The 23,754-nt window shown below is 64.7% G+C and carries 20 protein-coding genes; 9 read left to right on the top strand and 11 right to left on the bottom strand.

Going from position 1 to position 23,754, the window contains the following annotated elements; translation table 11 throughout:
- Nucleotides 1-35: 35 nt before the first annotated feature.
- Nucleotides 36-980, bottom strand: coding sequence for a tRNA (adenosine(37)-N6)-dimethylallyltransferase MiaA (gene miaA / locus E5554_RS18205; protein WP_136187656.1), 945 nt, complete (start codon nucleotides 978-980; stop codon nucleotides 36-38).
- On the opposite strand from miaA, the gene serB reads away from it, so the two are divergent.
- The 3 genes from serB to E5554_RS18190 all read left to right on the top strand — a co-directional run bounded on the left by serB (nucleotide 979) and on the right by E5554_RS18190 (nucleotide 3,897).
- On the top strand, nucleotides 979-1,917 hold the full coding sequence (serB, locus tag E5554_RS18200) for a phosphoserine phosphatase SerB (protein ID WP_210729766.1): 939 nt from the start codon (nucleotides 979-981) through the stop codon (nucleotides 1,915-1,917). The two genes, miaA and serB, sit on opposite strands and share 2 nt — an antisense overlap.
- A 160-nt stretch (nucleotides 1,918-2,077) precedes the next feature.
- Nucleotides 2,078-2,335 carry a hypothetical protein gene (locus E5554_RS18195; protein ID WP_010337163.1) on the top strand — a complete coding sequence of 86 codons (258 nt, stop codon included), beginning with the start codon at nucleotides 2,078-2,080 and terminating at the stop codon, nucleotides 2,333-2,335.
- A gap of 68 nt (nucleotides 2,336-2,403) precedes the next feature.
- The gene (locus tag E5554_RS18190) at nucleotides 2,404-3,897 is read left to right on the top strand and encodes a L,D-transpeptidase family protein (RefSeq protein ID WP_136188406.1); all 1,494 of its coding nucleotides are present in this window, start codon (nucleotides 2,404-2,406) and stop codon (nucleotides 3,895-3,897) included.
- An 18-nt stretch (nucleotides 3,898-3,915) separates the two neighbouring features.
- On the opposite strand, the gene E5554_RS18185 is transcribed toward E5554_RS18190, so the two are convergent.
- The gene (locus E5554_RS18185) at nucleotides 3,916-4,680 is read right to left on the bottom strand and encodes a MauE/DoxX family redox-associated membrane protein (protein WP_136187655.1); all 765 of its coding nucleotides are present in this window, start codon (nucleotides 4,678-4,680) and stop codon (nucleotides 3,916-3,918) included.
- A gap of 67 nt (nucleotides 4,681-4,747) precedes the next feature.
- On the opposite strand from E5554_RS18185, the gene E5554_RS18180 reads away from it, so the two are divergent.
- Nucleotides 4,748-5,155: a MerR family transcriptional regulator gene (locus E5554_RS18180; protein ID WP_136187654.1), complete on the top strand. Its 408-nt coding sequence runs from the start codon at nucleotides 4,748-4,750 to the stop codon at nucleotides 5,153-5,155.
- On the opposite strand, the gene E5554_RS18175 is transcribed toward E5554_RS18180, so the two are convergent.
- The 3 genes from E5554_RS18175 to E5554_RS18165 form a co-directional block, all read right to left on the bottom strand.
- Entirely contained in the window at nucleotides 5,137-5,301 is a 165-nt protein-coding gene (locus tag E5554_RS18175; protein ID WP_004211842.1) for a hypothetical protein, read from the bottom strand. The genes E5554_RS18180 and E5554_RS18175 overlap by 19 nt on opposite strands.
- 299 nt (nucleotides 5,302-5,600) lie before the next feature.
- Complete coding sequence (ruvX, locus tag E5554_RS18170; RefSeq protein WP_004211843.1) at nucleotides 5,601-6,074, bottom strand: Holliday junction resolvase RuvX; 474 nt, start codon at nucleotides 6,072-6,074, stop codon at nucleotides 5,601-5,603.
- Nucleotides 6,075-6,080: 6 nt separating this feature from the next.
- Entirely contained in the window at nucleotides 6,081-7,205 is a 1,125-nt protein-coding gene (locus tag E5554_RS18165) for a DUF3089 domain-containing protein (protein WP_136187653.1), read from the bottom strand.
- Between the two features lie 156 nt (nucleotides 7,206-7,361).
- Between E5554_RS18165 and gatC the strand changes: the two genes are divergently transcribed.
- From gatC to gatB, 3 genes are all read left to right on the top strand, one after another.
- A complete protein-coding gene (gene gatC / locus E5554_RS18160) occupies nucleotides 7,362-7,649 on the top strand; it encodes an Asp-tRNA(Asn)/Glu-tRNA(Gln) amidotransferase subunit GatC (protein ID WP_004211845.1) in 288 nt (95 codons plus the stop codon).
- The gene (gene gatA / locus E5554_RS18155; protein ID WP_136187652.1) at nucleotides 7,649-9,148 is read left to right on the top strand and encodes an Asp-tRNA(Asn)/Glu-tRNA(Gln) amidotransferase subunit GatA; all 1,500 of its coding nucleotides are present in this window, start codon (nucleotides 7,649-7,651) and stop codon (nucleotides 9,146-9,148) included. The genes gatC and gatA overlap by 1 nt, the downstream gene beginning before the upstream one ends.
- A gap of 228 nt (nucleotides 9,149-9,376) precedes the next feature.
- On the top strand, nucleotides 9,377-10,882 hold the full coding sequence (gene gatB, locus E5554_RS18150; RefSeq protein WP_136187651.1) for an Asp-tRNA(Asn)/Glu-tRNA(Gln) amidotransferase subunit GatB: 1,506 nt from the start codon (nucleotides 9,377-9,379) through the stop codon (nucleotides 10,880-10,882).
- Between the two features lie 65 nt (nucleotides 10,883-10,947).
- Here the strand turns inward: gatB and E5554_RS18145 are convergent, their stop codons facing one another.
- The 6 genes from E5554_RS18145 to E5554_RS18120 form a co-directional block, all read right to left on the bottom strand.
- The gene (locus E5554_RS18145; RefSeq protein WP_136187650.1) at nucleotides 10,948-11,598 is read right to left on the bottom strand and encodes a hypothetical protein; all 651 of its coding nucleotides are present in this window, start codon (nucleotides 11,596-11,598) and stop codon (nucleotides 10,948-10,950) included.
- Nucleotides 11,599-11,631: 33 nt separating this feature from the next.
- A complete protein-coding gene (locus E5554_RS18140) occupies nucleotides 11,632-12,294 on the bottom strand; it encodes a hypothetical protein (RefSeq protein WP_136187649.1) in 663 nt (220 codons plus the stop codon).
- Between the two features lie 251 nt (nucleotides 12,295-12,545).
- Nucleotides 12,546-15,761, bottom strand: a complete 3,216-nt coding sequence (locus E5554_RS18135; protein ID WP_136187648.1) for an autotransporter domain-containing protein — start codon at nucleotides 15,759-15,761, stop codon at nucleotides 12,546-12,548.
- 102 nt (nucleotides 15,762-15,863) lie between these two features.
- Nucleotides 15,864-18,308, bottom strand: a complete 2,445-nt coding sequence (locus E5554_RS18130) for a TonB-dependent receptor (protein ID WP_136187647.1) — start codon at nucleotides 18,306-18,308, stop codon at nucleotides 15,864-15,866.
- Nucleotides 18,292-19,221 (bottom strand): FecR domain-containing protein, encoded by a 930-nt coding sequence (locus E5554_RS18125; RefSeq protein WP_136188405.1) that lies wholly within the window; start codon nucleotides 19,219-19,221, stop codon nucleotides 18,292-18,294. The genes E5554_RS18130 and E5554_RS18125 overlap by 17 nt, the downstream gene beginning before the upstream one ends.
- Before the next feature lie 55 nt (nucleotides 19,222-19,276).
- Entirely contained in the window at nucleotides 19,277-19,789 is a 513-nt protein-coding gene (locus E5554_RS18120) for a sigma-70 family RNA polymerase sigma factor (protein WP_029547652.1), read from the bottom strand.
- Between the two features lie 158 nt (nucleotides 19,790-19,947).
- On the opposite strand from E5554_RS18120, the gene E5554_RS18115 reads away from it, so the two are divergent.
- Nucleotides 19,948-21,153, top strand: a complete 1,206-nt coding sequence (locus E5554_RS18115; RefSeq protein WP_136187646.1) for a serine hydrolase domain-containing protein — start codon at nucleotides 19,948-19,950, stop codon at nucleotides 21,151-21,153.
- A 119-nt stretch (nucleotides 21,154-21,272) separates the two neighbouring features.
- On the top strand, nucleotides 21,273-23,738 hold the full coding sequence (locus tag E5554_RS18110; protein WP_004211863.1) for a glycogen/starch/alpha-glucan phosphorylase: 2,466 nt from the start codon (nucleotides 21,273-21,275) through the stop codon (nucleotides 23,736-23,738).
- Nucleotides 23,739-23,754 lie beyond the last annotated feature (16 nt).

Genomic DNA, 23,754 nt, shown 5'->3' with positions numbered 1-23,754 from the left:
CAGCGTCTAGAGGACATAAAATGCGTGGTCAACCCCTATTGTTGTAATTTAATTGCTAATTCATTGGCGATTTCAGCATCAATCGATCTCTTTTCGCGATGCCAGTCCTGCGGCGGCTGGTTGGAGAACCATGTATATTGGCGTTTGGCATATTGGCGCGTGGCGAGTTGTCCGCGCGCCATCATCGTGTCACGATCGATGTCACCTTTGAGCCAGGCGGCGATTTCCGGCACGCCGATCGCCCGCATCACCGGCAGGTCGGGATTGAGGTTGCGCGGCAGCAGCGCCTCCACTTCGGCGACGGCGCCCTGATCGACCATCAGCTCGAACCGCCGGTCGCACCGTTCGATCAACCAGTCGCGCGGCGGCAGCAGGATCATCGGCGACAGGCTGATGCGGTCGGCGATGCCGCCCTGCTTGTGCTGCTGCCATAGCTTCAGCGGCTTGCCGGTCGATCGCACCACTTCCAGCGCGCGGGCGACGCGGGTGGTGTCGGCCGGGGCGAGGCGGGCAGCGGCCTCCGGGTCTTCGCTGCGCAGCGCTTCATGCGCCTGCGCCACCGGCATGGCGCGCACGGCGGCGCGGATGTCGGCGTCGATTTCCGGCACCGGCGCGATGCCGTCGAGCAAGGTCCGTATATAAAGGCCCGTGCCGCCAACCAGTACCGGCAGCTTGCCGGCCGCATGGGCGGCGTCGATCTCCGCCCTGGCCTCGGCGGCCCAGCGCGCGGCGGAGCAGGCTTCGGCCCCATCGATATGGCCGAACAGGCGGTGGGGCACGCCGCCCATTTCCTCTTGCGATGGGCGGGCGGACAGGATCGCAAGGTCGGCATAGACCTGACTGGCGTCGGCATTGATTACGATGCCATCGGCGATCTGGGCCAGGCGGACGGCGAGCGCGCTCTTGCCGCTGGCGGTCGGCCCGGCAATAAGCGCGACCGGTGGGCGGGATTCGCCCGGCATATGTGCGGGAGTGTTCATGTTCGTCGCGACCTTAGTGGCAAAAGGTGGGTTGGACCACGACCTGCTCAGCGAAATTGCGCACCAGTTTGATCGCGATTGTACTGCGGGCGCTGGTTACTCCATATCCATGATCGACGACGGCATCGCTGCGGACATCTTCTTTGAACCGGCGGACGGTGTCGAAAAATCGGATTGCCTCGAAATTTCGCGAGCAATCAAAGAGATCGCACTTTCCATCGCGCAGGGCGGGTATGGCCGTGACTTGGCTTTGGATGTGATCGTCCAACCTGCCGCCACACGCGAGAAGAAGCTGCTGATCGCTGACATGGATTCGACCATGATCACGGTCGAGTGCATCGACGAACTGGCCGACTATGCCGGGATCAAGCCGCAGATTGCCGAGATCACCGAACGGGCGATGCGCGGCGAACTGGATTTCGAGGGCGCGCTGCATGGCCGCGTCGCCCTGCTGAAAGGCCTGCCCGACAGCGCGATCGACCAGTGCCGCGAGGAGCGGGTGGTGATCATGGGCGGTGCGCGCGAACTGGTGCGTACGATGAAGGCGCGTGGTGCTCGGACGCTGCTGGTGTCGGGTGGCTTCACCCGCTTCACCGGGCCGGTGGCGGCGGAAATCGGCTTCGACGTACATGTCGCCAATGTGCTGGAAATCGCTGATGGCGCGCTGCTTGGCACCGTCACCGTCCCGATCGTCGATGCGGCGCGCAAGCGCACCGAACTGGAGGCCGCAATCGACGGCGGGATTGACCGTGCGCTGACGCTGGCGGTGGGTGACGGCGCCAATGACATTCCGATGATCGAGGGGGCGGGGCTGGGCGTTGCCTATCATGCCAAGCCCAAGACCCGCGCAGCGGCGGCGGCCGAGATCGTCCATGGCGACCTGTCGGTGCTGCTCTATGCGCAGGGTATCGCTTCGGCTGACTGGGTCCGCGACTGATCCGATATGCTTAACGGCTGGGCGCGCTTGAGGCACGTCCTGCCGTCATTGCACAAGGGTAATGGATTCCATTTCGCCCCTGAACCGTTGTCGTCGCACTGCATCCCGGCAGTGGGTCCAATTGGCGTCGCGACAGGATCGTGGCGCACAGGGAGATGGTATGAAAATCCAGACAATGGCGCTGGTCGCCGGTAGCCTGCTGGCGCTGAGCGCCTGCTCGAAAAATGATGCGCCGGTGACCAGCGCACCGCCGCTCGGGCCGGGCGCGATTGCCGGCACGGTGGCCGCAGACCGCAACGGCGATGGCTATGTCGACGGCTATTACACGTCGGATGGCATCTATCACCCGGTCCAGGGACCGCCCTGTCCGCCGCCCCCGCCGCCGCCGGCGCCGCCCCGTTCCGGAGAACGCGGCTGAGCAATCCTCCTTTTCGGGCGCGGCATTTCCGCCGCGCCCCCCGACATCCTGCTTCCTTGATCCTCGCCATGCTGATCGCCGGTTCCGTGCCGGGGATGGCGGCTGCGCAGCCGGCCGTCAGCGACACGGCGGCGCGGTCGAGCGTGGCTGCTGAAATCCGGTCGGCGGCCAGCGGCAAGCTGCGCGATTTCTATGGCACGCGCGGCTATTGGCCGCTGTGGAGCGACAACGGCAAGGTCCGCGCCGAACCGGCGCAAGCGCTGCTGGCGCTGCTCGACAGTGCCGATCAGGACGGGCTGCGATCGCGCGACTATGATGCTAGGGGATTGTTGCGGGCGATCAAGGAGGCCGATGCCTCAGGCGATCCCAAGGCGTTGGCGCGGGTCGATGTCGCCCTGTCGAAGGCGCTGGCCACCTATGTCGCCGATGTGCGCCGCCCGTCCAAGGCGGTGAAGATGCGCTATCTCGACCCCGAGGTGGAGCCGCAGGCGCCCGATGCCGCCGAGGTGCTGCGCGCGGCGGCGGTCGCGCCGTCGCTGGCGACCTATGTCGAGAAGGCGGGCTGGATGAGCCCGCTCTACATGAAGCTGCGCGCGGCGAGCGGCGCCTATGCAACGCGCTGGGGCGGCCTGCCGGCGGTGAACGTGCCGACCGACGTCAAGCTGCGGCCGGGCGGATCGAGTGGTGAGATCGCGATCTTGCGCCATCGGCTGGGGCTGCCCGACGGGGTCGATTATGACAAGGCGCTGGCGGCCAAGGTCAAGCTGTTCCAGGCCGATCACGGGCTGGATGCGGACGGCATTGCCGGCGCACAGACGATCGAGGCGCTCAATCGTGGTCCGGGCCATTATGGCCGGATATTGCAGCTCAATCTGGAGCGGGCGCGGCTGCTGCCTGGCCCATGGGTGCGGCATGTCGAGGTCGATGCGGCATCGGCGCGGCTCTATTATTATAGCGGCGGCGAACTGGACGGATCGATGAAGGTCGTGGCCGGCGCCAAGGAAAGCCAGACGCCGATGATGGCGGGCATGATCCGCTATGCGACGCTCAATCCCTATTGGAATGTCCCGCCCGACCTGGTCGAGCGCAAGATCGCACCCAAGATCCTGGACGGGGCGACGCTCAGGAAGATGCGCTATGAAGCGCTAAGCGACTGGACCGCCGATGCGCAGACGCTGAACCAGAGTGAGATCGACTGGCAGGCGGTGGCAGCGGGGCAGCGCGAATTGCGCGTGCGCCAGTTGCCGGGCGGCAATAATGCCATGGGGAAGATCAAGTTCATGTTCCCCAATGACCTGGGCATCTATCTGCACGACACACCTGACCGGGCTTTGTTCGCCAAGCCGGTGCGCCATTTCAGCAATGGCTGCGTCCGGCTGGAGGATGCACAGCGTCTGGGCCGCTGGTTCTTCGGCAAGACGCCGACGGCAGAGAGCGATGCACCCGAACAATATGTGCCGCTGCCGCGGCCGGTGCCGGTCTATCTCACCTATCTGACGGTGGTGCCGACGGCGGACGGGGTGCAGTTCCTGCCCGACGACTATGGACGGGACGGGGAGTAGTCTCCCCGTCCTGCCGGCTCAATGGATGCCGGCAACCATCCAAAGCGCCATGGCGACCATCATGACATTCTCGGTCAGCGAGACGAAGCCGAGCGGCACATTGCTGCTGCCGCCGACGCAGGCGCATTTGAGTTCGCGCTTCTCGATATAGACTGCCTTGAACACCGACACGGCGCCGATGCCGCCGATGAACAGGGCGACCGGGATCGACAGCCAGGGGGCAAGGCCGGTCAGCATCAGCGCGCCCGCCCCCAGTTCCAGGAAAGGATAGACGCGGCCATAGGGAATGACGCGGCGGGCGAGCAGGTCGTAGTTCAGGAACATGGTCGCAAACCGCTCCACATCCTGCAGCTTCAGCATGGCAAGCAGCATCATGGCGATGGCGATGAACCGCTCCAGCGTCAGCAAGCCTAGGAGTGGCGCCAAGGTCAGCCAGTTGATCGCCAGTGCCAGCAGCGCGGCGACGGCAAAGACGGCGAGGACGGGCACATAGCTGGTCGCGCCGGGCACCGGCACCTTGAGGCCCAGGAAGCGGCGCAGATCGTCATGGCCGCCGATCCGCCGGCCATCGATGAAGATTTGCGGCGTCGTCTTTACGTCATGCTGTGCCTTGAAGGCGTCGGTCTCGGCCCGGCTGCTAAGGGCATGATCCTCGACCCGATAGCCATGGCGGCCCAGCAGCCAGCGCGCCTTGAGGCCATAGGGACAGACATGACCGGGCATCGCCATACGGTAGAGCTGGGCCGTCTTTTCCGGGGCCGGATTTCCCGAGGCTGGGGACATTGCATCATCCTTGTTTACGCTGCGATGCCCCTCATATAGGGTCTGTACCATGGTACGGAGTCAAGGCATGAGCATGACAATTTCCGCACTGGCCCGCGCGGGCGATGTCGGGGTGGAGACGGTGCGCTTCTACCAGCGGCGCGGCCTGCTGGATGCGCCCGATCGGCCGGAGGGCAGCGTGCGCCGCTATGGAGAGAGCGACGTGCGGCGGTTGCGCTTCATCCGGTCGGCGCAGGCGGCGGGCTTCACGCTGGAGCAGATCGGCGAGCTGCTGCAACTCGATGCCGGGCAGGATCGCAAGCGGGCGCGCGAGCTGGCGGCCGATCGGATCGCGGCGCTGGATGTGAAGATCGCGGAACTGGAGGCGGCGCGGGCGGCGCTGACGCGACTGGCCCGGCAATGCCATGCCTCCGATGAAGGGCCATGCCCGATCATCGCGGCGTTCGAGGACGGCGTTCAGACGTCCTGCGTCTGATCGTCCTGCTTCTGCGCCATCTGCCGGCGCGACATTTCCCGACGCACCGAGTAGCTGGTGGGATCACGGCGAAAATGGTCGCGCATCATGCGCCGCTGTTCGCTGATGATGTGCCAGATATCTTCCGGACTCTTGCCTTCGGTCATTGATCCGTCCGCCCTTTTCCGTTCGACTGCAGGGCAGGGAATATCGCTTTCGCGCCGATCAATCCGTGAGCGCGATCACGTAAACGGCGCTTTAACGCTGTTACTTCAGATATATGCAACTTGGGCGGCGCGCGCGTGACAGGGTAAATGTTGGAAATCGCGCGCTTAACTTCGCACATTTCCCGCACATTCTGACATTATGTTGCGTTCCGCTGATCCTATCGGAAAGCGGCGTGGGGTCACGATGGGAAAGAGCCGCCGGGAATGTAGCCGGGCGGCACGCTGTAGGACAGGCGTGCCTATTCCAGCCCGGCGACGAGGCCGTCGATCGCGCCCTGAAGGATGTAGCTGGCGGCGAGTTTGTCGACCAGTTCGTCGCGGCGGGCGCGGCTGGCGTCGGCCTCCAGCAGGGTGCGGGTGACGGCCTGGGTCGACCAGCGCTCGTCCCAGAGCAGCACCGGCAGGCCGATATCCGCGACATTATGGGCGAAGGCGCGACTGGCCTGGCTGCGCGGGCTGTTGGTGCCGTCGAGGTTGAGCGGCAGGCCGATGACGATGCCCTTGACCTGCTGCTGCGCCATGAAGGCTTCGAGCGCCGGCTTGTCCTTGCTGAACTTGCCGCGATTGACGGTGTAGGCGGGGCTGGCGATCGACCATTGCGCGTCGCACAGGGCCAGGCCGATCGTCTTCGTGCCCACATCCATGCCGATCAGGCGGCCACCCTCGGGCAGGGCTGCGCGAAATTCCGCGCGGTCAGTCGTGACAAGTTTCATTACGTCTCAGTGTGTCTTGGTGAAAGCGGCCAGTCGCTGGCGGGCGTCGTCGCGCACATTGCCCCAGAACAGGCTATAATCATAGACGTGATAATTATTGCCGGGCAGCGTGTAGGGGCCCATGTCGACCGGCTCGCCGATCATCAGCACGCCGCTGGTGTCGCAGCGGGCAGGGACGATGCCGGCCACCAGATGGGCGGGCTTGTCGGCGGCGCGGGCGTCGAGCGTGCCGATATTGGCGCTGGCGGGCGCATTGCCGTTGAAGGTGCCGGTGATCGGATTGGTGCAGAGCATGTGCGTGCCCTTGCGCGGTTGGCCATTGAGGCCCTGTTTGCGCTCGAAGCTTTCGACCACGGCGGACGGATCGGCCGGTTCGGCATAGCTTTGCCAGCTGACGATGCAGTGCGATTGATCCCGCCTGGCGCAGGCGGGGAAGCCCAATGCAGGCAGGTCGGCCTCGACCGAGATCGGCCAGCCCACGGCATAGATGGCGGCGACCCGGTCAGCGACCGGCTTGCCGGCCACCTGTTCGCGCACCAGTTGCAGCAGGTGGCGTGACCCCTGGCTGTGGCCGGCGAGGATCAGCGGGCCGGTGGGATTGGCCTTGAGGAAGGCGGCGAAGGCCTGGGTCACGTCGCGATAGGCGGCGGCGAGTGCCTGGTCGCCCTCCGCGCCGGTGGTGAGGAAGGCGCCATAATTGGCCTGGCGATAGCGGGGTGCCCAGACATTGCCGGCGGCGCTGAAGGCACTGGCCTGGCTCAGCACGAAGCGGCGCGCGGTCGCATTGCTTTCCGCATCGTCCAGCGGCGCATTCCAATGGGCATTGCCAAGCGGCGTCACATAGCTGGTCGGATGGATGAAGAAGACGGCGGCCTTCTGCGCGGGCGGCGCAAGCCTGGCCGCGCCCTGCGGCGTCCAGAGCGCGGGATTGTCCTTGGTCTGGTCGGGGCGGGCGATCCACATTTTCGGATCGTCATAGGCGTTGGCGGGCAGGGGCTGGAGCGGCTGGAACGCTTCGCGCGGGACCATCACCGCCCGCATGATCTGCATCCCCCAGATGCGATAGGCGAGCAGCATCGCAAGCACCAGCACGACCAGGCCGGCGACGACATAGAGGAATTTGCGGGCCACTTGCTCTCGTCTCCATCCCTGTGCGGGGATCGCCCCGCCTTCGTGCGGCCTGTCTGGCCCATGCGCGGCAGTCATGCAAGATGGGGGCATGCAAGATGGCAGATGGTGCAGCAGGACACTTGAAGCGGACTGGTGCGGGTGCTAGCGGCTTGGCCCATGTCGATAGACCTTCAGACCGTGAAAAAGATCGCCAGCCTTTCGCGCATTTCGGTGACGGATGCGGAAGCGGAAGCCATGGTGCCCGAACTCAACAATATCCTTGGCTGGGTGGAACAGCTGGGCGAGGTGGACGTGACCGGCGTGCAGCCGATGACGGCCGTCATCCCCAACCATCAACGCCTGCGCGACGATGTCGTCACTGACGGCAATGTGCGTGACAAGGTGCTGGCCAATGCGCCGCAGGCCGAACATGGCTTCTTCGCGGTGCCCAAGGTGATCGAATAATGACCAATCTGACTGATCTGACGGTCGCGGAAATCCGCGACGGCTTCCGCGCGGGCGATTTTTCGGCGCGTGAAGTGGCCGAGGGCTTCAATGCCAATGTCGCTGCTGCCAAGGCACTGAACGCCTTCATCGTCGAGACGCCCGAAAAGGCGCTGGCAGCAGCCGACGCGGCCGACAAGGCCAAGGCTGCCGGCGAGACACTGGGCGCGCTTGCCGGCGTGCCGATCGGCATGAAGGACCTGTTCTGCACCGAAGGCACGCAGACGACTGCCGCGAGCCACATGCTGGAAGGCTTTGTGCCGACCTATGAATCGACCGTGTCGGGCAAGCTGTGGGCGGCTGGCGCGGGCATGCTGGGCAAGCTCAACCTCGACCAGTTCGCCATGGGTTCGTCCAACGAGACCAGTTACTATGGCAATGTGATCTCGCCCTGGCGGCGGGCCAAGAAAGATGGGGGGGGCGGCGATAACGCCGCACTGGCGCCCGGCGGTTCGTCGGGTGGTTCCTCCTCGGCCATTTCCGCGCGGCTCTGCCCGGCGGCGACCGGCACCGACACCGGTGGCTCGATCCGCCAGCCTGCCGCCTTCACCGGCATTTCGGGCATCAAGCCGACCTATGGCCGCTGCTCGCGCTTCGGTATCGTCGCCTTCGCCAGTTCGCTGGACCAGGCCGGGCCGATGGCGCGCACCGTGCGCGACAATGCGATCCTGCTGGAAGTCATGTCGGGCTTCGACCCCAAGGATTCGACCAGCCTCGACCTGGCCGTTCCGCAGTGGGAAGCCAATTTGTCGAGCGATCTCAAGGGCAAGAAGGTCGGTATTCCCAAGGAATATCGGCCCGATGGCCTGAACGCCGAAATCTCCGCCATGTGGGATCGCGGCATCGAATGGCTCAAGGACGCCGGCGCCGAAGTAGTCGAAGTGTCGCTGCCGCATACCCAATATGCGCTGCCGACCTATTATATCATCGCGCCTGCCGAAGCCTCGTCGAACCTCGCCCGCTATGACGGCGTGCGTTATGGCCAGCGCGACCTGCCCGATGGCGCAGGTTTGCAGGACATGTATGCCGCGACCCGCGCCGCCGGCTTCGGCCCGGAAGTGAAGCGCCGCATCATGATCGGCACCTATGTGCTGTCGGCCGGCTTCTACGACGCCTATTATACCCAGGCGCAGAAGGTGCGGGCGCTGATCGCGCGCGATTTCGAACTGGCGTTCGAAAAGTGCGACCTGCTGCTGACGCCGACCGCGCCGAGCGCCTCCTTCGCGCTGGGCGAGAAGCAAGCCGATCCGCTGGCCATGTATCTGAACGACGTCTTCACCGTGCCGGCCTCGCTGGCCGGGTTGCCGGCGATGGCGATTCCCGGCGGGCTGGATTCGGCGGGCCTGCCGATCGGCCTGCAGGTGATCGGCAAGGCGCTGGACGAACAGACCGTGCTGAACGCCAGCCTCGCCATCGAGGAACGGGCCGGCTTCACCGCGCGGCCGGACAAGTGGTGGTGATATGAGTTTCTCGGAACTGTTGGGAGGACTGGTCGATCTGCTCAGTTCCTTCACTGTTTCTGGGAAGCAGCGATATCAGCGTAAGGATGATCGACCAGCCAAGCGGCGGAAGATCGTCACTGCTACCGCAGAAGCGACATCGGATCGTCCCAAGACCAGTCTGTGGGGCAAGGGTCGCCGAAGCAGAGGTCGGATCGCTCCGACAGAAATTGATGGGCAAGAAGCGAAATGACTGAATCAACCTATCGCATCCAGGGCGCAACCGGCGAGTGGGAGGTCGTGATCGGCCTGGAAGTCCATGCGCAGGTGACGTCGAACGCGAAGCTCTTTTCCGGCGCCGCGACGGCGTTCGGCGCGGAGCCCAATACGCAGGTCAGCCTGATCGATGCGGCCATGCCCGGCATGCTGCCCGTGCCCAACCGCGAGTGCATCCGTCAGGCGGTGCGCACCGGCATGGCGATCGACGCGCAGATCAACAAATGGTCGCGCTTCGACCGCAAGAATTATTTCTATGCGGATCTGCCGCAGGGCTATCAGATCAGCCAGCTCTATCACCCGATCGTGGGTGAGGGGCAGATCGAGATCGTCCTCGACGAGAAGAACCCCGAAGCCAGCACCAAGGTGATCGGCGTCGAGCGCATCCATGTCGAGCAGGATGCCGGCAAGCTGATGCACGACCAGCATCCCACCAGCTCCTATGTCGACCTCAACCGGTCGGGTGTGGCGCTGATGGAAATCGTGTCGAAGCCGGATATGCGTTCGCCTGCCGAAGCAGGGGCTTATCTCTCGAAGCTGCGAACCATTCTTCGCTATGTCGGTTCGTGCGACGGCAATATGGACCAGGGTTCGATGCGCGCCGACGTCAACGTCTCCGTGCGCCGTCCGGGCGAGGCATTCGGTACCCGCACCGAGACCAAGAATGTGAACTCGGTCCGTTTCGTCATGGCCGTGGTCGAGCATGAGGCGAACCGTCAGGTCGACGTGCTAGAAGCCGGTGGCAAGATCGTGCAGGAAACGCGCCTCTATGATCCGGACCGCAACGAGACCCGTTCGATGCGGTCGAAGGAAGATGCGCATGATTATCGCTACTTCCCCGATCCCGACCTGCTGCCGCTGGAACTGGACGATGCCTTCCTGGAGGAATGCCGCCAGTCGCTGCCCGAACTGCCGGACGCGAAACTGCGCCGCTATGCGCAGGATCTGGGCCTGTCCGCCTATAATGCCGCGACCCTGACCGCCGACGCCGACACGGCGCGCTGGTTCGAGGCGCTGCTGGCCGAAGGCGCACGCATCCAGAAGAAGAGCGAGGGCGAGGTCGCCAAGGCATCGGCCAACTGGCTGCTGTCGGAGCTGTATGGGGCGCTCAACCGCATTGGCAAAGGCCTTGAAGAAAGCCCGGTAAGTCCCGAGGAAGGCGCCGAATTGCTGGCGCTGGTAGCCGACGGCACGATCAGCGGCACGATCGCCAAGCAGGTGTTCGAGATCATGCTGGAGACCGGCGACAAGCCCGGCAAGATCGTCGAGGAAAAGGGCCTGAAGCAGACCAGCGACACCGGCGCGATCGAGGCGGCAGTGGCCGATGTCCTCGCCAAGAATGGCGACAAGGTCGAGCAGTATCGCGGCGGCAAGGAAGCGCTGTTCGGCTTCTTCGTCGGCCAGACGATGAAGGCGATGCAGGGCAAGGCCAACCCCCAGGTCGTCAACGAACTGGTCAAGAAGGCGCTCGCCGGCTGAGGCCGCTTCTCCATGGCCTTTCGTGATTGAGGGGGAGCGGCCTGACGGTCGCTCCCCTTTTTCGGTCAGGCCTTCTTCTTCAATGCCATGGATTTGCGGGCATTGTTGGCATATTCCTCGAAATTCTTCTTGAAGACGCCAACCAGTTCATCCAGCGCGGCCACGGCGTCCTCGCCTTCCTTCGCGGGGAAGAGCGACAGGCCATTTCCGCCCCAGGCCTTATATTCGAAGTCGATCTTCTGGTCGTTGCCGAAGTCCCGAACCATGAACAATGTCTTGAGCGAGCGACCATAGATCGCGGCCTTGTGATACAGCACATCTGCGGTGATGAGCTCGGAGTAGCAGGCGGCAGTGGAATCGGACCGGCGCGTCTTCACCTTGTTCATGGTCTTGCGCTCAAGCGGTGCTTCATGACGGATGATAACCGTGCCCGGCTTCAGTTCCAGCAACGTGGCCAGATCCAGCGACTGGAGTGCGTCAACCTGGCTGGGGCTGTCGAGCGCGCTGGCCATCTGTGCCTTGTTGCTGGCATCCTTGCCGGCATGCAGGGCGGCATCGAGCAAGCCGCCGCCAAGCAGGCCGGTTGTCACGGAGGCCATGCGTTCGGCCGGCCATATGTGCAATTCGCAGGCCGGCGACGGAGCCTCGGCCGTTTGGGCCTGGGCGGCACTGGCAAGCGTCAGCGATGCCAGACCAACCCAGATGGTCTTCAACATAATCATTCCCCCAATTGTCGTGATAAAAGCTGGTTAGTTACGTGTCCTTACCGGGCGGCGCAGATATTCCCCGAATTGCTCGACATCCTGTTGGAACGCCGATTTCAAGTCGGTCAGGGCCGCGCCTTCTGCCTCCGCCGTTTGTGGCGGGAACTGGGTAAGCTTGGTCATGGTCCAGGTGCCGAAGCTGCGTCTCGCCGTCTGTTCCGATCCGAAATCGCGGAATCGGAACAATATCTTGAGAAAGCGGCCGGTAACGACATCTTCCTGAAAGATCAGGTCGTCGATCATGAATTCGGCGTAGCAGATCGATCCGTCCGGCCGGATGCGGCCCGAAGTCGAACGCATCGTCCGGCTGTCGAGAGATTCGTCATGAAGGACCAACTGATGGTCGGGCAGGCCAAGCCATGAGGCCAGTGGTAGCGTAGCAAGCAAGGCGCGTTGGTCCGCCGTGGCAAGCGGATTGGCATTCATGGCCTTGTAGCCTTCGCGTCCCTGGACGGCGCCATTGACGATGCCGCCATGCAGCCAGCCATGATAAACCGAGCCCAGCCCGTTTCCCGGCCAGACATGTAGCTCACATGGCTTTTGATGATCTGTATCTGCCGATGCGGCGTCGGTCTGTGCGTGCGCCGGCGACAATGCCGCAAGCCATATGCCGACCAAGGTCGCGCACAGGCGAGAAATTCCCCCCATTCATCCCCCATTAGGCTCAAGAGCCTGATTCCCCGCTACTTATTCAGCACGGGCCGATGCCGCCCGCAAGAGGCCAATGAAAGGAGAGGGCGCAGAGGGGAGCAAAGAAAAAGGGGCGCCGCTCGGGTGAAACCCATGCGACGCCCCTCTTTTTTGCCTTGGCGTCCCTTGGGGAGGAACATCATGCCGTGGCGCAACTGGCGGACCGGGAGGGTCTGTGGGGTGTGGCCCGCCAATTCCTTATTCAGACGTCACAGGACGAAGTTAACCGTCGCGCGGAATGAGATTGCGACGTGATTTTGTTGTTCTTCCGCACCGAATTCGCCGCCAACGCGGAACGTGTCGGTGCCGCCATAGAGGCGGGCCCGGCCGGTCCAGCCGCTGGTGCGCTTGTCGGCGACCAGGACGAAGTCATCGCCATCCTTGAAATGGGCGACCGTATCGCCGAGCGACCCGCCGATCAGCTGGCGGCGACCGCCTTCCAGTTCGAACCGCGCCCAGCCATCCTCGCGATTGAGGCTGCCGAAATCATAGCCAGCGGCGATCGTACCGTTTGCGGTCATTTCGTCGCTGGTGCGGCCGTCGACGGTCAGGTTGAACGCGTCGCCACCGCCGCTTTCGCTATAGCCGCCTTCCTTCAGGCGGTAATAGTCGATGCCAATGCCCGGACGCAGGCTGAAGCGGTTGAACTGGAGCTGATAGGAAGCCCCGGCCGTGGCCGAATAGAGCTTGCCCGACCAGTCGCCGGTCGCCTTGCGCACGACATCGTCGAGCGCGAAGTTGCGGGTGCCGTCAAAGTCGATATGCGCCGCCGAAACGCGCGCGAAGGCCTGGAGTGGACCCCAGCTGCCGCGCCAGTGCGCCGCCAGTTCGAACTGGTCGGAATCCGCCGAGCTGTTGGAGCTGTCGCTGGTGTCCCGGCCATGAATATAGGCGAAGGAGCCACCGAAGGCGCCAAGGTCGGTCAGATATTCGACGCCGCCGCCCGCGCCCCAGCCATTAATGTCGTAGGAGGCGGTGTCGCCGATGCTCTTGGAGCTGCCGAACGCGACCTGCTGCAACCAGAAGCCGAGCTTGCCGTCCTTGGTCCGGTAGATGCCGTTGGGATCCGACAGGATGCGCGCGGTCGCCCGCGAGCCGGCGGTGACGGCTTCGAAGGTGCTGCCGGAATGTTCGGGCAGCATCTGGCGCAGCGCACCGTTCAGCGTCTGGCCGTCGGTCACGTCCAGATAGGCGTTGGCCAGAGTGCTGTCATTGTCGAGCGCATTGAAGATCGCCGAATAAGCCCTTGAAAGCGAGCCGGTCAGGCCCAGTTCCGATGTGGTCTTGGCGGCGATCGACAGGGTCACGTCACCGGTCGTCGTGTCGCTGCTGACACTGCCCTTGAACATATAGGGCAGCAGGGTCGCGCTATCGAGCGCCGGGGTGCCCGACAGCGATGCGGCGCGGACGATGACATAGTCGCCTTCCGATCCGCCGACCTGGGTCAGCGCCACCTTCACCTTGGAACCGCTGGCGAAGCTGGCGGCGCCGGCGACGTCATAGACGGTGTTGGTGCCGTCGGCGCCGTTGATGGTGACGCCCAGCGCCGAGCCCGAGGACGCGCTGAGCGAGGCGAGCGCGATCGAACCGGTGTTGCTGGCTGCCAGCGTGCCGCCGTTCAGCACCAGCGCCATGTTGCCGCTGTTGCTGATCGCGCCGGTATAGCTGGAGGTGCCGTTCAGCGTCATCGTGCCGCTGGCGCCGCCAAAGTCGAGCGCGCCGGTGACGCTGGCGGTATCGGCCAGGGTCAGGGTGGCGCCGGTGCCGGCATAGCTGAGATCGCCGGTCAGGGTCGAACTGCCCGAGAGCGACAGGCTGTTATTGCCCGCGCCCAGGCTGACATCGCCGACGATCCGGCCAGCCGATACCGTCATGACGTCATCGCCCGAGCCGAGCTTCACGTCGCCGATGATGCTGGGCGCGGTCGCGGTCGAGGAGGCGAGCGCCTGGGTCAGCGTCACGCCGCTGCTGTTGGCGCTGAGGTCGATGGCGGTGTTGGTGAGGCCGCCGGTCGCCGAGATGGTGCCGGTGTTGCTGAGGCTGGAGACGGTGCCCGAGGAATCGAGGATCGCGATCGCGCGGCCCTTTTCATCATCGGCGGCGACGGCCGCGACGGTGCCGCTGACCTTGACCGAATTCACCTGTGCCCCGGCGTCGATCACCAGGCCGCGCGACGTGGTGTTCGCGAGCGCCGCGCCCGATGCGGCGACGGTGCCCGAAATCTCGATCGCGTCGCTGGTAGCGCCCGAACCCAGGCGCAGCGCGGTGGCGTTGCTGTCATAGGAGATGGCGGTGATCGATCCGGCGACCAGGACGCCCTTGGCAATGTCGACATCGCCGCCCAGGCCGCCGATCACCATCGCATTGGCATCGACACCGTCATAGATGCCATAGCCCGCGATCGCGCCGCGCACGACCACGCCATAGCCCGAACTGTCGCCCTGGACCACGCCGATGCTGGTGTCGGCGCTGGCCGAGCCGATCTGCACCGCAGCCGCCGAGCCATAGTTGATGACCGTGGCGGTGGTTTCGGTGCTGTCGAGCAGGCCGTCATCATCGATGTCGGTGTCATCTTCGTCGTCATCGTCGCTGGCGGTCGGCGCGACGTCGAACACGATGCCGCCGCTGACATTGCCGGCGATGACGAGGGCGGGGCCACCCTGCAGCAGGTCGTCGGCATCGAGCTTGGTGACGTCGCTCGGGCGGGTGGTGGAGCGATAGCCGGTGCTGACGATCGTGCCCTGGATCTTCACTGCGCCATCGACATCGCCCAGCAGGGCGACGGCGGTGCTGTTCGCGCCCTTGGTGCTGATCGAACCGCGAATCGTGGCGTTGCCATCGATATCGTTGGCGACCACGCCATAGCTGTTGTCGCCGGTCACGCCGATCGTGCCATAGGTCGACAGATTGCCGATCAGCGTCGAGTTGACGCGGATGCCGGCGCTGTTGTTGCCTTCGATCGAGATCGTGCCGGTGGTGTCGATATTGCCGGTGTGGGCCGCGCCGGATTCGACCAGAATGCCATTGCGGTTCGTCCCTTTGGCGAACGTGCCGTCAATGTCGCCGTCACTGTCCGTGTCGGTCGCGGTATAATCTTCCGTCAGCGTGATCGTGCCGCTGTTGGTGATGTTGCCGGTGGTGCCGGCCTTGACCAGAATGCCGGTCGCATTGTCGGCATCGTTGATGGTCAGCGAACCGGCGTTGCTGACATTGTTGTTGCTGTCCATCGTGATCGCGGTGCCGCTGGTCAGCGTGATGCTGCCAGCCGAGCTGACCGTGATCGCATCGGCCGCGCCGGAGGCGACGGTGGAGGTCTTGACGGCGGTGGTGGTGGATGAACCGATCGTGGTTTCCGCCGCGGCATTGGTTGCGGTCATCGCAACCAGAACCGGGGCGATGGCCGTGCAGGCCAGCAAATGTCGCATGATATCTCCTCTGAATGCCGCGCCGTTTGATGGGCACGTACATGCGGGAGGGACGCCGCCGCCGGGCCGGTTCCGTCAGGAAAAATGCCGTCCGGCGTGATTTTAGAAGGCGAAATCCAGGCCGATGCGCACGGTGCGGGGGCGCAGCGGCGTATAATAGTCGGTGCTCAGGTCGAACGGGGTGCCGAGCGAGAAACGATTACCGTCGCTGTCGAACAAGTTGGTGAGCGAAAGCGAGAGTTCGACCGGGCCGCGGGTGACGGCGGCGGACAGGGCCGTATCGACATAATCGCCCTGTTCCCGGCCCAATATCGGTCCGACGCCCAGGCGCGACTTGCCGACATAGCGGGCCGATGCCGACAGGTGCAGGCGCATGTCGTCGCCCAGTGGCGCGCGATAATCGGCAGCGACGCGGCCGCCCAGATTGGCGACGTTGGGCAGGGTCAGCGAGCGCCCTTCATAGGAGAGCGCGCGCACGAACTGGGCCGGTTGGGTCAGGCGGCTGTCATTGTAGATGATCGAGCCGTCCAGCGTCAGCGGCGGGATCGGGCGGACCACGATCCGGCCTTCCACCGTATAGATGCGTCCATCACCGATATTGGCGGTGGTGGGCAGGCCGATGCGGTCGGTGACGTCGGCCTGGATGTCGCGCCAGTCGGTATAGGCGACATTGCCGCTGAGCGCGATCGTGTCGCGGCCCGGCACGCCCTTGCGGAAGCCCAGTTCCATGGTCGAGATGCGATCATTGCGGAAGCTGCGCGCGCGCTGATCGTCGACCGCCAGGCCACCGGGACGGAAGCCCTGTTCGAACCGGGCATAAAGCGTCAGCCCCTTCACCGCATCGCTGAGCAGCGAGAAGGAGGGGAGGAAGATGGTTTCGGAACGATCGGCCTGCGCCTCGACACGAGCTAGATCAGCGACGGCTGAGAGCATCGCTACCGGATCGATCGCTTCGCCGCTGAGGCGGCTGTTGGTGAGGCGTCCGCCGACGGTGGCGACCAGCCCCTGGAGCGGTTCGAACGAGGCTTCGCCGAACAGGGTCGCTTCCTTGATCCGGTTGCGCACGCCGGTGGCCGTGGCAGGACGTCCGCGACCATAGACCGGGACGCCCGGCAAAATCTCGATCGCCGGTGCGCTCAGGGGGCCATAGCCGGTCAGCGACCGCTGGATGGTCGAGGTGCTTTCCAGATAGGAAACGCCCAGCAGCCAGCCCAGGCCATTGTCGAGGTCGCGGACCAGCCGGTTTTCGGTCGAGAAAAGTTCGACCTTGTTGCGCTGGCGGAACAGGGCCGGCGCGCCGCCCGGCTGGGTCGCGTCATAGCTTTCGGCCAGGACATCGCGGACATAGCCGGTCGAGGAGACGAGGCGCAGGTCATCCCACTGATGCTCGATGCGCGCATTGGCCAGGATATAGTCGGAATGATAGGGCTGGGCGACGCTGGAGGCGCGTTCCAGCCGGCCGACCTCGCGGCTGGCATATTGGGCGTCGTCACCCTCGATATGCTGGTAGGCGGTGCTGAGATCGATCGTCCAGTCGTCCGCCGGTGCGATCCGCAGCGTGGCGCGGCCGCCATAGGTGCGGGTGCGATTGACGTCATCCTTGTCGCGCAAAACATCGTCGATATAGCCGCCTTCCTGCACGCCATAGCCGACGACGCGCAGCGCCACCTTCTCGGCCACGATCGGCAGATTGAGAATGGCCGACAGGTCGCCGCCCGGATCGCCATGCTGGGTCGCCGACACGCCGGTCGAGATCTGGCCGCCGAACTGCGCGAGATTGGGGGCATTGGGGATGATGCGGATGATGCCGCCGAGCGAGCCGGCGCCATAGAGCGTGCCCTGTGGCCCTTCCAGCACCTCGACCCCGCCGACGTCATAGAGGCGCAGGTCGGGATCGGGCGCGGCATAGTTGAGACGCATGTCGCCCAGATATTGGCCGGTCGTCGCCTGGGTCGGCCCGGCGACGCCGGAATCGGCTATGGCGCGGATGAACAGCTTATTGCGGCCGGCGCCGGCATGGGTGGAGCTGAGGCTGGCGACGCGCGAGAGCAGCGCGGCCGTGCCCTGTGCCGCGTCGGCGGTCTCGAACAGCCCGCCGGTCACGGTTTCGACCATACCGGCATAGCGGGGCAGGGGAATGTCGCGCTTGGATGCGGTGACGATGATGTCGGCGGGCGGTTCCTGCGCAACCGGCGCGAGTTGCACGGCTGCGGCTGGCGTCGGCGATGGGGGCGGCGCGGCCTTGCGCGCGCGGACGATGCGCCAGGTGCTGGCGTCGATCTGTCTGGCTTTGGCGCCGCTGCCGCGCAGCAACTGGGAAAGGGCGCTCGCGGTCGACATCCGGCCCCGGATCGCAGGGGTGGCGATGCCGGCCAGCGACTGGTCCGACATGCCGATGCTGGCGCCGGTTTGACGGCCGAGCGCCACCACCGCCTCGCCCAGGCGTCCCGGAGCGAGGTCGATCGACTGTCTGTCCGCCGCTCGCGCAGGCGATGCGGCCGCTATGGCGAAGGCGGTGACGAAAAGGACGTCAGTTTTGCGACCCATCCCCTTCCTTCAGCAGCCATCCATTCCCCTGTCGGATGGCGGACAGCCCCATCAGGGGCGCGGCAGCGGCGAAGAAGCGGGACGGATCCCGTTCCAGCCGGATCGTGCCGGTAAAGCGCATGGCCTGCGCACCGGACGTCGCGGCCAGCGTCACGCCCAGCGAACGGGCGATATCCTGGGTCACGTCGCCGACCGGCGCATTGGCATAGATGAGTTGGCCCTGGCGCCAGCTCGCGACGGCCTGGGGCGCGACGTCCATCACGCGCAGCCCTTCGGCGCTATCGCTGAGGGCGCGGCCGGCGGGCAGCGAGATGGCTTCGGCCTGCGGATTGTAGATGACCTTGCCCTCGGACACGCCGATGCGGGTGGCGTCGCCGCTATGGACGATGTTGAAGACGGTGCCGGCATCCTCGAACACGGCGTCGCCCACGGTCACGCGGAACGGATCGGCGGCGTCATGGCGCACGGTGAAGGCGGCTTCGCCCGCGTCGAGCGCGGCGAAGCGCGCATTCTTGCGGTCGAGGCGCAGCGTGGTGCCGCCGTTCAGTTCGATCCTGGTGCCGTCATCCAGCGCGATGCTGCGGGTCTCGCCGGGACGGGTGGTGATGCTGTAGATGTCGCTGCGGTTGAGCAGGCCGACCGAGACGGCGGCGACCAGCGCGGCGGCGATCGCGCCGCCGCCGATCCAGCGCAGCGGGCGGCGGTGACGTTCGCCGGCATCATTGGCGGCAACAGGCATGACGACGGGTTCTGCCGGAACCATGTCCGCCAGATCCGCGTCGGCCGCCATCAGCGCATCATAGGCGGTCGCGCGGGCGGGATCGCCCTCCAGCCAGATGGTGAAGGCGTCCCAGTCGTCAAATTCGGGATCGCGCGTGCGGATCACCCACCCGAGCGCCTCCTCGTTCATCATGGCCTGTGCCCTGTTCATTTCTTGCCCCTTGAAGAGCCAGACGCCGCCGATCCGCTCATTCCGTATCCAGACTTTGCTTGAGCGCAAGCATCGCCCGATAGGCCTTTTGCAGATCCTTCTCGACCGTGGTCAGGCTGACCCCCAATTCCTCCGCGATCAGCCGCTGGCCGACCCCCTCTATGCGGAACCGACGGAACACCAGTTCGACGCGGGGGCCAAGGTCGGCCAATATGCCGCGCGCCTGTTCCAGCCGCTGATTGAGGATCATGCGTTCGTCGACTGCCAGATCGTCATTCGGGTCGGCCATCACGCCGCCGGCGCCTTCGGCCCAGTCCTGCTCGCGCCGCTCGCGCCGCGTGGCGGAGCGATAGCGATCGAGCATGAGGTTGTTGGCCATGCGATAGAGATAGGGCAGCGGGTCGGCGACCGGCCCCAGATCCTTGGCCTCCAGCTTCATCCACATGTCCTGTAGCAGATCTTCCGCATCCTCCCCCGCACCGCGCGCGCGCAGGAAGCGCAGCAGAGCAGCGCGGTTCTGGAAGAAGATAGCAGAAAGGCCCGTGGCCATGCCTGTGGTGCGTCCGGTATTGGCGATCAGGCGGGTTGCCATAGAGGCAGGGGTGGGGTCTTGGCAATGGCAAGGCGTTGATGGACCAGTCATGGTCTGAAATCATTTACCTAGTGCGCGGCTTGCTCTAGCCCGTTTCGGATATGGCAGGAGCGGACATGGCGACAGCGAAGGTGACGGATGCAGCAGCGGCGCGGGCGGCGGGGATGGACCCCGACCGGCTGGATGCGCTGGTCGATCATCTGGACCAGACCTATGTGCAGAGCGGCAAGTTGCCGCATATGCAGATGCTGTTGTCGCGCGACGAGGTGCCGTTGCTGTCGGTCAGCCGGGGGCAGGCGCGCGCGACCGGCGAGCCGTTGCAGGCCGATGCGCTGTTCCGCATCGCGTCCATGACCAAGCCGATCACCAGCGTCGCCTTCATGCGGCTGGTCGAACAGGGCAAGGTGGCGCTGGACGATCCGGTTACCGACGTGCTGCCCGAATTTGCCGACCTGCGCGTCGGCGCGGACGGAACCGGGCGGATGACGCGGCCGATGCGGATGATCGACCTGCTGCGCCACACATCGGGTCTGACCTATGGGTTGCAACGGCAGACGCCGATCGATGCGCGCTATCGCGAACTGGGGCTGGACGAGTTCCAGCAAAAGCGGTCGTCCGACGAGTTCATCGCCGCGCTGGCCAGCCTGCCGCTGGAATTTTCGCCGGGCGAGCGCTGGAATTACGGCGTGTCGACCGATGTGCTGGGCGTGATCGTCGAGCGGCTGTCGGGGCAGGATCTGGAGACGCATTTTCGTCAGAATATCTTCGATCCGCTGGGCATGAAGGACAGTTTCTTCACCTTGCCTGCGGACCGGACCGACCGACTGACCGATGCCTGGGGGCTGGGCGAGGACGGGTTGCGGCTTCGTGACCGGGGCGCGGCCAGCAGCTGGCGGCGCAAGCTGCGCTTCCGGTCGGGCGGGGGCGGGCTGATTTCCTCGACCGCCGACTATCATCGCTTTGCCCGGATGCTGCTGCGCGGTGGCGAGCTTGATGGGGCGCGGCTGTTGCAGCCCGACACGGTGGCGCAGATGCGGAGCAATCACCTGCCCGGCGGCGGCGACCTCGCCAGCATGTCGCAGGCGATGTTCAGCGAAGCTGACTATGCCGGTGTCGGTTTCGGCCTGGGCTTTGCGATGACGCTGGCGAACCAGCAATTTTACTGGGGCGGGGTGTTTTCGACCTATTTCTTCATCGATCCGGTCGAGCGGCTGATCGGCCTGTTCATGACCCAGCATCTGCCGTCCAGCACCTATCCGGTGCGGGCGGAATTGCGGGCCGGGATCGGGGCCGCCATCGTCACGCGACGCGGTCAGGGCTGAGGCGAGCCAAGCCCGCAGAAAGAAGCGGGAAAAGCCCATGCTGCGCTGCAAAAAATGGATTGGCATGGCGAAGCGCGCTGTGCCATCATCCCGGTGACTCATAGAGGGAGATCCCGGCCATGAATCTCAAGGGCGAGACGCAGCTTCCCAAGCCGGCACCCCGGCAGGTTGATCCGCAGATTCTGGCCCATGAGATTGTCGAGCGATTGACCTATCGCATCGGCAAGGATGCCAAGGCAGCCAAGCCGCATGACTGGCTGCATGCCGTCATCCTCTCGATCCGCGACCGGGTGATCGATGCCTGGATCGAGTCCACCCACAAGACCTATGAGGAACAGGGGCGCCGGGTCTATTATCTGAGCCTGGAATTCCTGATCGGCCGGCTGATGCGCGATGCCGCGTCCAACATGGAAATGCTGGACGATTTGCAGGCGGCGCTCGACTCGCTGGGTGTCGATCTGGACCTGATCGCTGCGCTGGAGCCGGATGCTGCGCTGGGCAATGGCGGCCTGGGGCGCCTCGCCGCCTGCTTTATGGAGAGCATGGCGACGGTCGACATCCCCGCTTATGGCTATGGCATCCGTTATGTGAACGGCATGTTCCGGCAGGAGATCAGCGACGGCTGGCAGGTTGAACTGCCGGAAAACTGGCTGGCGCACGGCAACCCCTGGGAGTTCGAGCGGCGCGAGGCGAGTTACGAGGTCGGGTTCGGCGGGCGTGTCGATCCCGCCGAGTGCGAGAATTGCGGCCCCTATCAGATGAGCTGGCGTCCCGCCGAACGGGTGATCGCCACCCCCTATGACACGCCGATTGCCGGCTGGCGGGGCAAGCGGGTCAATACGCTGCGCCTGTGGGAAGCGCAGCCGATCGATCCGATCCTGCTCGACAAGTTCAATGCCGGCGACCATCTGGGCGCGCTGTCCGAAAGCAATCGGGCCGAGGCGCTGACCCGCGTTCTCTATCCTGCCGACAGTTCGCCGGCGGGCCAGGAATTGCGGCTGCGGCAGGAATATTTCTTCTCCTCCGCCTCGCTGCAGGACATTGTCCGGCGGCATATCCAATATTTCGGCGATGTCCGCACCCTGCCGGACAAGGCGGCGATCCAGCTCAACGATACCCATCCGGCGGTGTCGGTGGCGGAGCTGATGCGCATCCTGGTCGACGAGCATGGGCTGGACTTCGACGAGGGTTGGGACATTGTCCGCCGCACCTTCGGCTATACCAACCACACATTGTTGCCCGAGGCGCTGGAAAGCTGGCCGGTGCCCCTGTTCGAGCGGCTGCTGCCCCGGCACATGCAGATCGTCTATGCCATCAACAGCCGCTTGCTGGGCGAGGCGCGCAAGTCCGGCCAGTTCGACGACCATGCGATCGGCACCATCTCGCTGATCGACGAGGGCGGCGAGCGGCGGGTACGGATGGGCAATCTGGCCTTTGCCGGATCGCACAGCGTCAACGGCGTGTCGGCGCTGCATACCGACCTGATGAAGGTCACGGTCTTTGCCGACCTGCACAAGCTTTATCCCGCGCGGATCAACAACAAGACCAACGGCGTCACCTTCCGCCGCTGGCTGATGCAGTGCAACCATGGCCTGTTCGAGTTGATCCGCGAGGCGATCGGCGACCGCTTCATGGACGATGCCGAGGCGCTGCGCGAGCTTGACAATTTCGCCGACGACACCGCCTTCCAGGAACGGTTCCTGGCTGTGAAGCGCTTCAACAAGGTCGCGCTGGCCGACCTGCTGCGCAAGCGGATCAATGCGCGGATCGACGCCGACGCGCTGTTCGACATCCAGATCAAGCGCATCCATGAATATAAGCGGCAGTTGCTCAACATCATCGAGGCGGTGGCGCTCTATGACCAGATCCGTTCTCACCCGGAAAAGGACTGGGTACCGCGGGTCAAGCTGTTCGGCGGCAAGGCGGCGCCCAGCTACCATAATGCCAAGCTGATCATAAAGCTGGCGGGCGACGTGGCCCGCGCGATCAATCATGACCCGTCGGTGCAGGGACTGCTGAAGGTGCAGTTCGTGCCCAATTACAATGTCTCCATGGCCGAGATGATGATCCCGGCCGCCGATCTGTCGGAACAGATTTCGACCGCCGGCATGGAGGCATCGGGCACCGGAAACATGAAGTTCGCGGTCAATGGCGCGCTGACCATCGGCACGCTGGACGGCGCCAATGTCGAGATGCGCGACCATGTCGGCGAGGATAATATCGTGATCTTCGGCCTGACCGCGGCCGAGGTGAACCAGCGCCGGGCCGAGGGCTATAATCCGCGCGCGGTGATCGAACAGAGCCGGGAGCTGGGACAGGCGCTCAATGCCATTGCCAGCGGCGTCTTCTCGCCCGACGATCCCAATCGCTACAAGGATCTGATCCAGGGCATTTATGACCATGACTGGTTCATGGTGGCGGCCGATTTCGACAGCTATGCCGCCGCCCAGCGCCGGGTCGATGGCATCTGGCAGGATCAGGCATTGTGGGCGAAGAAGGCGATCCACAATGTCGCGCGCATGGGCTGGTTCTCGTCCGACCGGACGATCCGCGAATATGCAGCCGACATCTGGAACATGGGATGATAAGAATGGCCGCTAT

Origin of the sequence: Sphingobium sp. PAMC28499 (assembly GCF_004795815.1) — a bacterium.
Classification (GTDB): Bacteria; Pseudomonadota; Alphaproteobacteria; order Sphingomonadales; family Sphingomonadaceae; genus Sphingobium; species Sphingobium yanoikuyae.
This window is presented reverse-complemented; position numbering and strand designations above follow the sequence as displayed.

Bases quoted from the DNA above. Each gene is read 5' to 3' on its own strand.
- serB (WP_210729766.1), top strand. From the start codon at position 979: ATGTTCGTCGCGACCTTAGTGGCAAAAGGTGGGTTGGACCACGACCTG.
- miaA (WP_136187656.1), bottom strand. From the start codon at position 980: ATGAACACTCCCGCACATATGCCGGGCGAATCCCGCCCACCGGTCGCG.
- E5554_RS18195 (WP_010337163.1), top strand. From the start codon at position 2,078: ATGAAAATCCAGACAATGGCGCTGGTCGCCGGTAGCCTGCTGGCGCTG.
- E5554_RS18190 (WP_136188406.1), top strand. From the start codon at position 2,404: ATGCTGATCGCCGGTTCCGTGCCGGGGATGGCGGCTGCGCAGCCGGCC.
- E5554_RS18185 (WP_136187655.1), bottom strand. From the start codon at position 4,680: ATGTCCCCAGCCTCGGGAAATCCGGCCCCGGAAAAGACGGCCCAGCTC.
- E5554_RS18180 (WP_136187654.1), top strand. From the start codon at position 4,748: ATGAGCATGACAATTTCCGCACTGGCCCGCGCGGGCGATGTCGGGGTG.
- E5554_RS18175 (WP_004211842.1), bottom strand. From the start codon at position 5,301: ATGACCGAAGGCAAGAGTCCGGAAGATATCTGGCACATCATCAGCGAA.
- ruvX (WP_004211843.1), bottom strand. From the start codon at position 6,074: ATGAAACTTGTCACGACTGACCGCGCGGAATTTCGCGCAGCCCTGCCC.
- gatC (WP_004211845.1), top strand. From the start codon at position 7,362: ATGTCGATAGACCTTCAGACCGTGAAAAAGATCGCCAGCCTTTCGCGC.
- gatA (WP_136187652.1), top strand. From the start codon at position 7,649: ATGACCAATCTGACTGATCTGACGGTCGCGGAAATCCGCGACGGCTTC.
- gatB (WP_136187651.1), top strand. From the start codon at position 9,377: ATGACTGAATCAACCTATCGCATCCAGGGCGCAACCGGCGAGTGGGAG.
- E5554_RS18145 (WP_136187650.1), bottom strand. From the start codon at position 11,598: ATGTTGAAGACCATCTGGGTTGGTCTGGCATCGCTGACGCTTGCCAGT.
- E5554_RS18140 (WP_136187649.1), bottom strand. From the start codon at position 12,294: ATGGGGGGAATTTCTCGCCTGTGCGCGACCTTGGTCGGCATATGGCTT.
- E5554_RS18135 (WP_136187648.1), bottom strand. From the start codon at position 15,761: ATGCGACATTTGCTGGCCTGCACGGCCATCGCCCCGGTTCTGGTTGCG.
- E5554_RS18130 (WP_136187647.1), bottom strand. From the start codon at position 18,308: ATGGGTCGCAAAACTGACGTCCTTTTCGTCACCGCCTTCGCCATAGCG.
- E5554_RS18125 (WP_136188405.1), bottom strand. From the start codon at position 19,221: ATGATGAACGAGGAGGCGCTCGGGTGGGTGATCCGCACGCGCGATCCC.
- E5554_RS18120 (WP_029547652.1), bottom strand. From the start codon at position 19,789: ATGGCCACGGGCCTTTCTGCTATCTTCTTCCAGAACCGCGCTGCTCTG.
- E5554_RS18115 (WP_136187646.1), top strand. From the start codon at position 19,948: ATGGCGACAGCGAAGGTGACGGATGCAGCAGCGGCGCGGGCGGCGGGG.
- E5554_RS18110 (WP_004211863.1), top strand. From the start codon at position 21,273: ATGAATCTCAAGGGCGAGACGCAGCTTCCCAAGCCGGCACCCCGGCAG.